At 70.5% G+C, this 12,494-nt stretch carries 9 protein-coding genes and 1 pseudogene; 3 read left to right on the plus strand and 7 right to left on the minus strand.

What is annotated here, in order from left to right; translation table 11 throughout:
* Positions 1-94: 94 nt before the first annotated feature.
* The 7 genes from FCN22_RS15545 to FCN22_RS15575 all read right to left on the minus strand — a co-directional run bounded on the left by FCN22_RS15545 (position 95) and on the right by FCN22_RS15575 (position 8,296).
* Positions 95-1,351 (minus strand): ABC transporter permease, encoded by a 1,257-nt coding sequence (locus FCN22_RS15545; RefSeq protein WP_137122471.1) that lies wholly within the window; start codon positions 1,349-1,351, stop codon positions 95-97.
* 193 nt (positions 1,352-1,544) lie between these two features.
* Entirely contained in the window at positions 1,545-3,086 is a 1,542-nt protein-coding gene (locus FCN22_RS15550; protein WP_137122472.1) for an ABC transporter ATP-binding protein, read from the minus strand.
* Between the two features lie 86 nt (positions 3,087-3,172).
* The gene (locus tag FCN22_RS15555) at positions 3,173-4,321 is read right to left on the minus strand and encodes a BMP family lipoprotein (RefSeq protein WP_137122473.1); all 1,149 of its coding nucleotides are present in this window, start codon (positions 4,319-4,321) and stop codon (positions 3,173-3,175) included.
* A 163-nt stretch (positions 4,322-4,484) separates the two neighbouring features.
* The gene (locus FCN22_RS15560) at positions 4,485-5,699 is read right to left on the minus strand and encodes an amidohydrolase (RefSeq protein ID WP_238384778.1); all 1,215 of its coding nucleotides are present in this window, start codon (positions 5,697-5,699) and stop codon (positions 4,485-4,487) included.
* A gap of 37 nt (positions 5,700-5,736) precedes the next feature.
* Positions 5,737-6,237: a barstar family protein gene (locus FCN22_RS15565; RefSeq protein WP_137122474.1), complete on the minus strand. Its 501-nt coding sequence runs from the start codon at positions 6,235-6,237 to the stop codon at positions 5,737-5,739.
* Positions 6,234-6,677 (minus strand): guanyl-specific ribonuclease, encoded by a 444-nt coding sequence (locus FCN22_RS15570; protein ID WP_137122475.1) that lies wholly within the window; start codon positions 6,675-6,677, stop codon positions 6,234-6,236. Before FCN22_RS15570 ends, FCN22_RS15565 begins: the two co-directional genes overlap by 4 nt.
* Before the next feature lie 5 nt (positions 6,678-6,682).
* Entirely contained in the window at positions 6,683-8,296 is a 1,614-nt protein-coding gene (locus FCN22_RS15575) for an acyl-CoA mutase large subunit family protein (RefSeq protein WP_137122476.1), read from the minus strand.
* Between the two features lie 228 nt (positions 8,297-8,524).
* On the opposite strand from FCN22_RS15575, the gene FCN22_RS15580 reads away from it, so the two are divergent.
* From FCN22_RS15580 to FCN22_RS22285, 3 genes and pseudogenes are all read left to right on the plus strand, one after another.
* Entirely contained in the window at positions 8,525-10,435 is a 1,911-nt protein-coding gene (locus tag FCN22_RS15580) for an ABC transporter ATP-binding protein (protein ID WP_202911613.1), read from the plus strand.
* The gene (locus FCN22_RS15585) at positions 10,428-12,209 is read left to right on the plus strand and encodes an ABC transporter ATP-binding protein (protein WP_202911614.1); all 1,782 of its coding nucleotides are present in this window, start codon (positions 10,428-10,430) and stop codon (positions 12,207-12,209) included. The genes FCN22_RS15580 and FCN22_RS15585 overlap by 8 nt, the downstream gene beginning before the upstream one ends.
* Before the next feature lie 91 nt (positions 12,210-12,300).
* Positions 12,301-12,494, plus strand: a pseudogene (locus tag FCN22_RS22285) (IS30 family transposase); the annotation flags it as partial.

Raw genomic sequence — 12,494 nt, forward strand, 5'->3', positions numbered from 1 at the left:
CTGCCCCCGGGAAGCACGGGAGGCCGGGGTCCCCGAGAGGTACCGGAGCAAGCTTGCGAGCGGAGAACCTCGTGGGGTGGCTGTGTGGGGTGACTCATCCGTTCCATCCCTTCGCGAGGACCTGGCCCACGCCGCCGCGGGCGCGGACCCGGAAGACCGCCTGCACCAGGGCCGGCGCGGCGATGAACATGACGATCAGGGCCTGGACGACCTGCACGAGGTCGACCGGGGTGCCGGTGACCGACAGCATCGTCACGCTGCCCGCGCGCAACGCGCCGAACAGCAGGCCTGCCAGGACGGTGCCGCCGGGCTTGCCCCGGCCGAGCAACGCGACGGTGATCGCGTCGAAGCCGATCCCGGCGTCGATGTCCTGCGTGATGGCCGGGTTGGTGCCGAGGATCTGCGCGCAGCCGGCCAGCCCGCACAGCCCACCGGCGATGAGCATGACCGCGACGTAGCTGCGCTCGACGTGCATTCCCGCGGTGCGTGCGGCGTTCTGGTTGGCGCCGACGGCGCGCAGCCGGAAGCCCAACGTGCTGCGGTCAAGCAGCCACCAGCAGCCCAGCGCCGCGAGCAGCGCGATCAGCAGTCCGGCGTGCACCCGCAGGTCACCACCCAACAGGTGCGGCAAGCGGGCATTGCCCTCGACCGGGTTGGAGATCGCCTGCCCGAACGGCGGCGCCTGGAAGCCCGGGGTGCCGAGCAGGAACGCGAGCAAGTTGAACGCAATGTAGTTGAGCATGATCGTGGTGATGACCTCGTGGGCGCCGGTGCGCGCCTTCAGCCATCCGGCGATGCCGCCCCAGAGCGCACCACCGAGGGTGCCGGCCGCCAGGGCCACCAGCACGTGCACCACGACCGGCAGGTCCCACGCGAAGCCGACGTAGCCGGCGAAGACCGCGCCGATGATGATCTGCCCCTGGCCGCCGATGTTGAACAGGCCCGCGCGGAAGGCGAGCGCGACCGAGAGGCCACCGAGGATCAGCGGGGTCGCGTTGACCAACGTCTCCGAGATGGGCCCGAGGATCGCGGTCGCGCTGCCGCTGGCGAACGACGACGGATCCACGACCGATCCCTCGAAAAGCGCCAGGTAGGCGTTGCCCACTGCCTTCAGGGCCGCCGAGACGGTGTCCAGCGGCGCCGCGAAGAAGTACTTGGAGGCCGCACGGGTGGCGGGGTCGCCGATCGCGATCAGCACCGCCCCGACGAGGCCGGCCAGGACGAGGGCGAGGAAGGTGAGCAGCACCGGGTTGTCCCCGTGCAGCATCCTCCCCATCCGGCTGCCGGCTCCCTTGCCGCTCTCCGACCCCGGCCCGGCGGAGTCGTCGGGCGGCTCCGTCTGCGTGGACATTGCGCCCTGGGCCGGGCTGGCCCCGTCGGCGGGTTCGGTCGCGTCGCTCGGCCCGATGGGCCCGGTGGGAGGCTTTTCCTGCGTCATTCCGTAGCCCCCCCGAAGCATCGGAGGCCGGGGCCCCCGCGAAGTGTCGGGGCGGAGTGGAGAACTTCGTGGGGTGGCAGGGAAGCGGAGAACTTCGTGGGGCTCCTCATAGGTCCTCCCTTGCGCTCGTGCTGGCGGCGGGTTCGTCCACCGAGGTCGACCCGGCCATCAGCAGGCCGATCTCCTGCGCTGAGGAACCGGCCGGCAGCTCGCCGATGATCTTGCCGCGATACATCACGCCGATGCGGTCGGCGAGTCCGAGGACCTCGTCCAGCTCGGTCGAGATCAGCACCACGGCGGTGCCCTTGTCCCGTTCCTCCACGATCCGGCGGTGGACGAACTCCATCGAACCGACGTCGAGGCCGCGGGTGGGCTGGGCCACCACCAGCAGGCGCAGCGGACGGGACAGCTCCCGGGCGAGCACCACCTTCTGCTGGTTGCCGCCCGACAGCGTGGACGCCTCCGCCCGCGCGGACTGCGTGCGCACGTCGAACTCCTCGATACGTTGCTGGGCGTTCTTGCGGATGGCCCGCAGGTCCAGCGTGCCGCGGTCGCCGAACGGCGGCTGGTTGTAGGTGTCCAGCACGAAGTTCTCCGCAAGCGTGAAGCTGCCGACGAGACCGTCGTGCATCCGGTCCTCGGGCACGTAGCCGACACCGCTGTGCAGGATGTCGTTGACCGCGGTCCGGGTGATGTCCTTGCCGTCCAAGCGGATCGACCCGTGCGTCGCGCGGGCCAGTCCGACGAGGGCCTCGGTCAGCTCGGTCTGGCCGTTGCCCTGGACCCCCGCGATGGCGTAGATCTCGCCGGCCCGCACGGTGAGCGAGACGTCGTCGACCTGCACCTGGCCGTCCGCGTCGAGCACGCGCAGGTCGGCCACCTCCAGCACCGGTTCGCCCGGCGTGGCGAGGTCCTTGTCGATGGTCAGCTTCACCGGTCGGCCCACCATCATCGAGGCCAGCTCGGCGGCGGACGACTCCGGCGAGGCCTGGCCGACCACCTTGCCGCGCCGGATGACGGTGATCTTGTCCGCGACCTCGCGCACCTCGCGCAGCTTGTGGCTGATGAACACGATGGAGGTGCCGGCCTCCCGGAGTGCCTTCATCACGGTGATCAGGTCGTCGATCTCCTGCGGGGTGAGCACGGCGGTCGGCTCGTCGAGGATGAGCACCTTGGCGTCACGCACGAGGGCCTTGATGATCTCCACCCGCTGCTGGACCCCGACCGGCAGGTCCTCGACCAGTGCGTCCGGCGGCACGTCGAGGCCGTAGCGCTTGGACACCTCGGTGACCTCGCGCCGCGCCCGGCGCCGGTCGAGCAGCCCGAACATCTTGGTGCGTTCGTGGCCCAGGCTGACGTTCTCGGCGACGGTGAAGACGGGCACGAGCATGAAGTGTTGGTGCACCATCCCGATCCCCGCGCGCATCGCGTCCCCCGGGCCGGAGAACGTGACCGGCTCGCCGTCGACGAGGATCTCGCCCTCGTCGGGCTGGTAGAGCCCGTAGAGCACGTTCATCAGCGTGCTCTTGCCGGCTCCGTTCTCGCCGAGCAGCGCATGGATCTCCCCAGGCTCGACCACCAGGTCGATCTGGTCGTTGGCGACCAGGGAGCCGAAGCGCTTGGTGATGCCTCTCAGCTCGAGCTTCACACGTTTCTCCGTTGACAGGTGACACAGCGGCCAGGGGGGCGGGGAGCCCCCCTGGCCGCAGACCGACGCAGACTACTCCTTGCGGCTTACTCCTTGGGCTGCGCCGGCGAGGTGATCTTGATCTTGCCGGAGATGATGTCGGCCTTGACCTGGTCGACCTCCTTCTTCAGGTCTGCCGGGACCTTGCTGTCGAACTCGTGATAGGGCGCAAGGCCGACACCTTCGTTCTTCAGGTCGCCGATGTAGTTGCCGGTGGGGAGCGTGCCGTCGGCACCCTTCTCGACGTACTGCGCCACCGAGTCCGCGAGGTTCTTGGTCGCGCTGGTGAGGATGTACTGGCAGTACTGCTTGGCGCTGATGCAGCCGTCCGTGTCGACCCAGATCACGCTGACCTTGCCGCCCGAGCTCTGCGCGGCCGCACCGGCGCCCAGCCCCGTGCCGCCGGCGACGGGGAAGACGATGTCGGCCCCCTGCTGAGCGAAGGCCTGGCTGATCTGCTTGCCCTTGTTCTGGTCGGTGAACGAGTTGGCGAAGGTGCCGCCCTTCTGGTTCTTCTCGTTCCAGCCGAGGACCTGCACGTTCTTGCCCTTGGCCTTGTTGTAGTACTGCACGCCCTCCCAGAAGCCGTCCATGTAGATGGTGACCGGCGGGATGTTGAGGCCGCCGAAGGTGGCGACCTTGCCCGACTTGGTCATGCCCGCCGCCAGGTAGCCGGCGAGGAACGCCGCCTCCGCGGTGTTGTACTGCAGACCGTAGACGTTCGTGCCGCTGGAGGGCGCGTCGATCTGGCCGAAGTGCGTCTTGGGGTTCTTGGCCGCGGTCTTCTTCACGGCGTCTGCCATCAGGCCACCGACCGCCAGGACGGTGTCACACCCCTTCTTGACCTCGGCGTTGAGGTTGGGGACGTAGTCGTTGGAGCTGTTCGACGGGACGTAGCTGATCTTGATGTTGGGGTTGGACTTGTTGGCCTCCTGCAGTCCGGCCCAGGACGACTGGTTGAACGAGCGGTCGTCGACGCCGCCCGTGTCCAGGACCATGCACGCCTGCAGCGCCTTGCCGCTCGCCTGCGTGCTGCCCCCGCCGGTGGCAGCCGGGGCGGCACTCGTGGCACCCGCGTTGCCGGTGCTGCCACCGGCCGGCGTCGTGCTCGAGCTGTCCGTGGGCTTGCTTCCGCAGGCACTCACCGTGAGCCCCACCAGGGCGACTGTTGCCGCCACCTTCATGACCGAACGCACAAGCGTCTCCATTCATCCACGTCGTGAAGCACCGGACGGTATCCGACCACCATGGTCAGGCCGTGTGCCGGCGCTGGTCGCGCCCTCCGGGGCGCAATCTCGGCAGAGAATATCTCGCCAGGTGGGATGCTGTCTGCCGCAGGGCGACCTGTTGTCCCAACCGTTACTTACGGGTACCGGTGGGCCCGCCCACCGCGCAGGCGGCCGCCAGCAACCGGGCCGCCACCAGGACCGCACGGTCGGCGACCACCAGGTCGCCCTGGTGCAGCTCGTAGGTCGGCCCACCGGGAGTGCGGGTACCCAGCCGCACCAGTGCGCCGGAAGCACCAGAGGCGCCGGTGAGGTACCACCCGAAGTCCTCGCCCCCGAGCGACTGCCGGGTCGGGACGGCCGCTCCGGGATCCAGGGCCGCCGCTGCTGCGGCACGTAGCGTCGCCACCACGGCGTCGTCGTTGACGACCGGCGGGACGCCGCGCACGTGCTCGACCTGTGCGGACACGCCATACGGTGCAACCACCTCGTGGACCAGGTCCTCGATCAGCGTGCCGGTGGATGCCCACGCCTCGGCGTCCAGCATCCGCAGGGTGCCGGTCGCCTGCCCCGAGGCAGGTATGACGTTCGAGGCACCTCCCGCGTGAATCGTCCCCCACACCAGCGCGGCCCCGGCCCGGGGATCCAGCCGCCGCGACAGCGCGGCGGGCACATCGGTGACCACCTTGGCGAGCGCGTAGGTGAGGTCCTGGGTCAGGTGCGGGCGCGAGGTGTGCCCGCCCTTGCCCGAGAGGGTGACGGTCACGGAGTCGGCGGCCGCCGTCACCGGCCCCTCGACCAGGCCGACCTGGCCGACGTCGATGGTCGGGTCGCAGTGCACCGCGAGGGCGCGGTCGACCCCCGAGAGGCCGCCCTGTTCCAGCACGGTGTGCGCGCCGCCCGGGATAACCTCCTCCGCCGGCTGGAAGATGAGCCGTACCCCGATCCCCTTCTCGCGCAAGGCCTCCGCATGTTCCTGCAACGCCAGCCCGGCGCCGAGTACGGCGACGGTGTGCACGTCGTGGCCACAGGCGTGGCAGACGTCCTGCGTCTGCGAGGCCCAGGCCAGGCCGGTGCGCTCGGGCACCGGCAGCCCGTCCAGGTCGGCACGCAGCGCCACCCGGTGGGCAGGCTCCTGCGCACCCACCTCGGCGATCAGCCCGGTGCCCGGCAGAGGACGGACCCGGATACCCGCTGCCGCCAGCCGGCTCGAGACGAAGGAGGTCGTGCGGGTCTCGCGCCAGGACAGCTCGGGGTGGGTGTGCAGGTCCCTGCGCCACGCGACCAGCTCGTCCTGCCGGGAGTCGACGGCAGCAACGAGGGACGCGATCAAGTCGGGGGAGGCCACGACCCGACAGCCTACCGGCGCAGGGGCGGCGCCTCGGTCAACCCTGCTGTCCCGGAGCGACCAGCAGAACGGCGAAAGGCCGGGCAACGGCGCTCGCAGCGCGCTCGGTCAGCACCTCGACGGCCGTCCCGAAGGCGGGTGCGTCCGCCCGCGCCAGCCCGTCCCATCCGGTCCACAGCACCAACGTGCCGACCGGGTGCTCGACCTCGGAGAGGCTATCGGCGAGCGCGTCCCAGTTGTGACCGAACCACTCCGGGAAGCCGAACGCCTGCTGGCAGCGGTCGAGCAGGGCTGCCTTGTCCAGGGCACCGGTCGTGTCGAGGAGCACGACCGACCAGCCGGCACGGCGCCCCAGCTGCGCGGCTCGGTCCGCCGCGTCTCCCGATCCGTCGTCCCCGCGCAGGACCGTGCCCGGCCGCGCTCCCGCGAGCACCTGGTCGAGCACCACCCACTGCTGCGGTGTCGTGCCCGACCGTCGCGCTCCTTGGTCATCCGCGCCTCGCTGCGCTCCCGTTGGCCGACCGTCGTCGCCGCTCATCGTCGAACCTGCTCGAAGGACTGGTAGTGGTCGTCCGTGTAGTAGAGGGTGCCGTCCCTCGCCTTGATCAGCCGGCGTGCTCCGCGGTCGTCCGATCCCGGTGTCTCCACCGTGTACTCACGGTAGGTGCCGCTCGGCGCCTGCGGCAGGAGCCCCTCCCGGTTGCCGAAGACCCCATCGTCCTGGCGGTAGGGGTAGGGCCCGCCCCGGTCGATCAGGTCGATGGTCTCGCGCGCCTGGGGTGGCAGCGCGGCATACGCGATCGTGCCGATGGTGCCCTGCCCGCTGTGGTGGGCGTCCTGCTGCTGACTGGTCCCGCTCGGCGAGCCAGGGCCGTCGCCGGCGCTGCTCAGGCCACCGCTGATCCAGAGCGCGACAAGGGCGACGAGCAGGACCGCGACCGCCGAGACGACGGAGCGGCCGCCCCGCCGACGTCCCACCAGGCTCAAAACGCGTCGCGGGGGACGTAGAGGCCCCACACGTCGCGCAGGGCGTGGGCCACTTCGCCCCCGGTGGCGCGGGCGGCGAGGGCCTCGCGCATCGGAAGCAGGACGTTGTCGGTGCCGGATGCGGCCGCGCGCATCCGGTCCAGGGCGCGTTGCACGGCGTCACCGTCGCGGTCCTTGCGCAAGGCGGCCAAGCGCTCGCCCTGCTCCGCCTCGATCGCGGGGTCGACCCGCAGCGGCTCGTAGGGCTCCTCCTCGGGGACGGTGTACTTGTTGAGGCCGACGACGGTGCGCTCACCGTGGTCGATCTCGAGCGCGACCCGGTAGGCGCTCCGCTCGATCTCCTCCTTCTGGAACCCCTGCTCGATGGCCGCGACCGCGCCGCCGCGGTCCTCGACGGCCTGCATCAGCGCGAGGATCTCCCCCTCGAGGTCGTCGGTCATCGACTCCACCACGTAGGAGCCGGCGAACGGGTCGACGGTCTTGGTCACGTCGGTCTCGTAGGCGATGACCTGCTGGGTGCGCAGCGCGAGCCGGGCGGCCTTGGCCGTGGGCAGCGCGATCGCCTCGTCGTAGGAGTTGGTGTGCAGCGACTGTGTCCCGCCGAGCACTGCGCCGAGGCCCTGCAACGCCACCCGGACCATGTTGACCTCGGGCTGCTGGGCCGTCAGCTGGACGCCCGCGGTCTGGGTGTGGAAGCGCAGCATCATCGACTTCGGGTTGCGGGCGCCGAACTCCTCCCTCATCACCCGCGCCCAGATCCGCCGGGCCGCCCGGAACTTGGCGACCTCTTCGAGGAGCGTCGTCCGCGCCACGAAGAAGAACGACAGCCGAGGAGCGAAGTCGTCGACGGACAGGCCGGCCGACAGTGCCGCGCGCACGTACTCCTTCGCGTTGGCGAGGGTGAAGGCGATCTCCTGCGCCGGCGTCGCCCCGGCCTCGGCCATGTGGTAGCCGCTGATCGAGATCGTGTTCCACCGGGGCAGCTCGGCCCGGCAGTAGCCGAAGATGTCGCTGATGAGGCGCAGCGACTCCTTCGGCGGGTAGATGTAGGTGCCGCGGGCGATGTACTCCTTGAGCACGTCGTTCTGGATGGTCCCCGTGAGCTGGTCGGCGCGGATCCCCTCGGCCTCCGCGGTGAGCTGGTAGAGCAGCAGCAGCGTCGAGGCCGGCGCGTTGATCGTCATCGAGGTGGAGACCTGGTCCAGCGGCAGGCCGTGGAACAGGGTGCGCATGTCGTCGAGGCTGTCGATCGCCACGCCGACCTTGCCGACCTCGCCGTGCGCGATCGCCTCGTCCGAGTCGTAGCCCATCTGGGTCGGCAGGTCGAACGCGACCGACAGCCCGCCCGTGCCGGCGCCGACCAGCTGGTGGTAGCGCTCGTTGGACTCCTTGGCCGTGCCGAAGCCGGCGTACTGGCGCATCGTCCAGGGCCGGCCGGTGTACATCGTCGGGTAGACGCCCCGCGTGTAGGGGTACTGGCCGGGGGCGCCCAGCGCCTCCTGCGGGTCGAACCCGGACAGCGACGACGCGTCATACAGGGGCTGGATGGGGAGTCCGGACTCGCTGCGGGCGACGTCGTCGTCCGGGGCACCGGTGGGACCGTCAGGCATGTCGGCGAGCCTACTGGCCCTGCCGTCCTCCCGGACCGGGTCGTGCGGCAGGTCACGGCTGCCCCGTCGGTGCCTGTGTGAGCCGCTCGCGCCCGGCTGTCCCCCGCTTGGACACGATCCGGAGTCGCAAAGGTCTGGAGATGGTAAAGAACTCGTCTAGCGCCGGTCGGGCGACGTGGCATGGGGCACGATGAAGCGGTCGCCAGGGGAAGGGATCAGGGCCCAGGAATGTCGTCATCGCGCCGCCTCGTGCTGCACGCGCGCCTGCTGTGGCGAGCCTCTCCCGTGTACGTGGTCCTGTGCCTCCTCCTGACGCTGCTCAGTGCGGCCGCCACCGTGTCGCTCCTCGTCGTGTCGGGGCACCTCGTGGGCTCCTTCGCCGAGGCCTACCGCCAGGGGCCGGGCAGCCAGGCCGCCAGCGAGACCTGGCGGCTCATGGTGCTCGTCGGGGTGCTGTTCGTGCTGGCCCCCGTGTGCCAGGTGGGGATGGAGGCCTGCGCCAACGCCCTGTCCGCCCGCTACCTCGTGCTGGTCTTCGACCTGCTCGCCGAGACGGCGCTCGCACCGCACGGGATCGCTCACCTCGAGGACCCGGAGAAGACCTCCCAGCTCGAGGGTCTGGTCACCGCGTCACGTGACTGGAGCTTCATGCAGGGTGTCCTCTCGACGTGGCAGCTGCTGCTCGTCCGGCTGACCGGTCTGGGGGCGCTCGGCGTGCTCCTGACGTGGAGCTGGTGGGCGCCGCTGCTGCTCGTGGGCGCGTGGCTGCTGCTGTCCCGCACCTTCCGCCGGTGGATGGACAGCGCCACCGACAACCTGCTCGACGTCACCGGCAACGACCGGCGCAAGGCGGCCTACCTGCGCAGCCTGCTGATGGACCGCTCCTTCGCCAAGGAGGTGCGCCTGTTCGGCCTCAGCGACTTCCTCGCCGCCCGCTACCGCCGCACCTGGCTGGCCGCGATGCAGCTGGTCTGGTCCAACCGCAACCGCACGCTCGGACCCGTCGGGTGGGCGACGCTGGTCATGCTCCTGGTCAACGCCGGTGCCTTCGCCCTGCTCGGTCGCGAGGCGTGGACCGGGGCGCTGTCGGTCGCGGGCCTGGTCACGATGGCGCAGGCCATCCCCCAGCTGGAGAACTTCGGACCGGTCGGGGACATGCAGATGTATGTCGCGCGCAACACCGCCGTCGTCGCGCAGCTGGCGCAGCTGCGCGGCGAGCTCGGAATGGCGCGAAGCCGACCTGGACCGGACCTTCCCGGCGCCCCCGGAGAGGTCCCGACGGCCGACGAGGTCACGCAGGTCGCCCCCGCAGAGATCGTGCTGGATGACGTCTCCTTCGGCTACCCCACGCGGGAGGACCAGGTCTTCTCGGGGCTCGACCTGCGCGTCCCGGCCGGCCAGTCACTCGGCGTGGTCGGGGTCAACGGCGCGGGCAAGTCCACCCTGATCAAGCTGCTGTGCGGTCTCTACGCCCCCGACTCCGGCACCGTGCGCATCGACGGTCGCAACCCGATGGCCGACGACGCCACCCGGCGCCGGGTGGCGGTGATCTTCCAGGACTTCGTGCGCTACCAGCTCTCGTTGCGCGACAACGTGCTGCTCGGTGCCGACGACGGTCCGGAGAGCTCACGCGCACTGTCGCGAGCGCTCGACGAGGCGTCGGGCACGCCGCTGCTGAAGCGCCTCCCGCAGGGGTGGGGCACGGTGCTGTCCGCCGAGTACGACCACGGCCAGGACCTCTCCGGCGGCCAGTGGCAGCGGGTCGCCCTGGCGCGTGCGTTCTCGGCGCTCGATCGCGGTGCCGGGGTCCTGGTGCTGGACGAGCCCACAGCGGCGCTCGACGTCCGCGCCGAGAAGGAGCTGTTCGACCGCTTCCTCGAGGTCACCCACGGAATGACGAGCATCCTGGTCAGCCACCGGCTGTCCAGCGTCCGGCACGCCGACCGCATCGTCGTCGTCGACGAAGGACGGGTCGTCGAGGACGGCAGCCACGAGGAGCTGATGCGAGCCGAGGGCCCCTACGCGCAGATGTTCAGACTGCAGGCCGCTCGGTTCACCGAGTGCGGTGACCATCACGGCGGCTCCCCCCACGACTCGGACCATGCCACCGCGCACGAGGAGGACGATCTGAGTGCGTGAGTTCCTGCGGGCGGTCTGGCTCGTCACCGCCATGTCGTTCCGCCTCAGCCCGTGGCAGTCGGTGGCCGCCATGCTCGAGACCCTGGGCAAGGGCCTGATCATGCTGCAGCCGCTCTTTCTCGCCTTCCTGGTGGACGGCCTGATCAAGAACGAGCAGGGACGGCTCGTCGTCGGCGCCGTCGGCATGGTCGCCTCGATCGCGCTGAACATGGGCCTGCAGCTGGTCGGCACGCACGCCAGGGTGATGCAGCTCGAGCGGGTGGGCTTCGAGTTCGACGCGCGGATCGCGCGGATCACCGCCGGCATCCCCACGCTCGACCACCTCGAGTCGGCGCGCTACCAGGACGAGCTGCAGGTCCTGCGCGACCAGCAGGGCACCCTCGGCCAGTCGTTCAACCTTCTGCTCAACACCGTCAACAACCTGGTCTTCGCCGGCGGGACGATCATCGTCGCGGTGACTGCCGACGCGCGCCTGGCCATCGTGACGCTGATCGCGGTGCCCGGCCTGCTGCTGACCCGCTGGACCGTCCGGTGGGACAAGGAGGGCGAGCAGCGGGCGGCCGAGCCCTCGCGCCGCACCGGGCACCTCGTCGACCTGGTGACCGGCGCGACACCGAGCGCCGAGCTGCGCGTCTTCGGCACCCGCCAGACGGTCCGCGACCTGCTGCGTGAGTCCGTCGCCGGGTGGCGCCGCCCGATCGTCGGAGCCCAGCTGCGCACCGGCCTGGTCCAGGGGGTCGAGTCCCTCGTCTTCTTCGGCGTCGCAGCGGTGGTGATCGCCTGGATGGTGCGAGACGCCATACGGGGCGTGGTGAACCCGGGCACGGTGGCCCTCGCGGTGATGATGGTGCAGCGGCTGCAGATGACCGTGGTCGTGCTGCGCAACACCAGCCAGCAGCTGACCAAGATGGTGCGCAACGTCCGCCGGTTCCTGTGGCTGCAGGAATACGCGGACACGGTGGCGCGCGAGCACCAGGGGCGGCGTGAGCCTCCGGAGGTGCTGCACAGCGGGATCCGGGTCGAGGGGGTGAGCTTCTCCTACGACGGCACATCGGAGCGTTCCCTGCGCAACGTCACGCTCGACCTGCCTGCCGGTTCGATCGTCGCGCTGGTCGGCGAGAACGGCGCCGGCAAGTCGACCCTGGTCAAGCTGTTGACGGGGATGCACGAGCCCACCGAAGGCGTGGTGCGGGTCGACGGCACGCCACTGACGAACCTCGACCTCACAGCCTGGCGCGGCCGCGTCTCAGGCGCCTTCCAGGACCACGCCCGGTTCGAGCTGGTGGCGCAGGAGTCGATCGGGATCGGAGACCTGCCGCGCGTCGACGACCACGCGCGCGTGCTCGAGGCGGTGCACCTCGGCGCCGGCGACGACCTGCTCGAGGCTCTGCCGGAGGGGCTGGACACGCAGTTGGGCACCACCTGGCAGGACGGCGTGGGTCTGTCCGGTGGGCAGTGGCAACGCGTCGCCATCGCACGCGGTCTGATGCGTCAGACCCCGCTGCTGCTGGTGCTCGACGAACCCACGGCCGCCCTGGACGCGGCGACCGAGCACGCGCTGTTCGAGCGCTATGCCGAGGCCGCGCGCGAGGCGGGAGCACGGGGTTCGGTCACCCTCCTGGTGACCCACCGCTTCTCCACCGTCGCGAGCGCCGACCTCGTCGTCGTCCTCGACCAGGGGCGCGTCCTCGAGGCGGGCACCCACGAGGAGCTGATCGCCGCCCGTGGTCGCTACGCCGAGCTCTACGAGCTCCAGGCCCGCGGCTACCGCTGACCCCGCGAGGAATCATCGCGAGGTTTCGGCCCCTGAGAGAGCACTTGGCCTCAAGGGGTGACTGCAACACCTGGCGTTGAGAGGTGTGCAGATGAGTGCTCGTCGGGGTAGTCCGCGGTTGCCGGTTGAGGTGGAGTATCGGTTCTGGGCTCAGGTCCGCGATTGCCTGACGGTTGAGCAGGCCGCGGTGGTGGTGGGCGTGTCGGCGACCAAGGGGCGGGCCTGGTTTCGAGATCGTGGCGGGGTGATGCCATCGGCGGATGCGGGACGACGCAAGCGATGTTT

Origin of the sequence: Segeticoccus rhizosphaerae (assembly GCF_005222685.1) — a bacterium.
In the GTDB taxonomy this organism is placed as follows: Bacteria; Actinomycetota; Actinomycetes; order Actinomycetales; family Dermatophilaceae; genus Segeticoccus; species Segeticoccus rhizosphaerae.

Bases quoted from the DNA above. Each gene is read 5' to 3' on its own strand.
- FCN22_RS15565 (WP_137122474.1), bottom strand. From the start codon at position 6,237: ATGAGCGGCGACGACGGTCGGCCAACGGGAGCGCAGCGAGGCGCGGAT.
- FCN22_RS15575 (WP_137122476.1), bottom strand. From the start codon at position 8,296: ATGCCTGACGGTCCCACCGGTGCCCCGGACGACGACGTCGCCCGCAGC.
- FCN22_RS15545 (WP_137122471.1), bottom strand. From the start codon at position 1,351: ATGTCCACGCAGACGGAGCCGCCCGACGACTCCGCCGGGCCGGGGTCG.
- FCN22_RS15580 (WP_202911613.1), top strand. From the start codon at position 8,525: ATGTCGTCATCGCGCCGCCTCGTGCTGCACGCGCGCCTGCTGTGGCGA.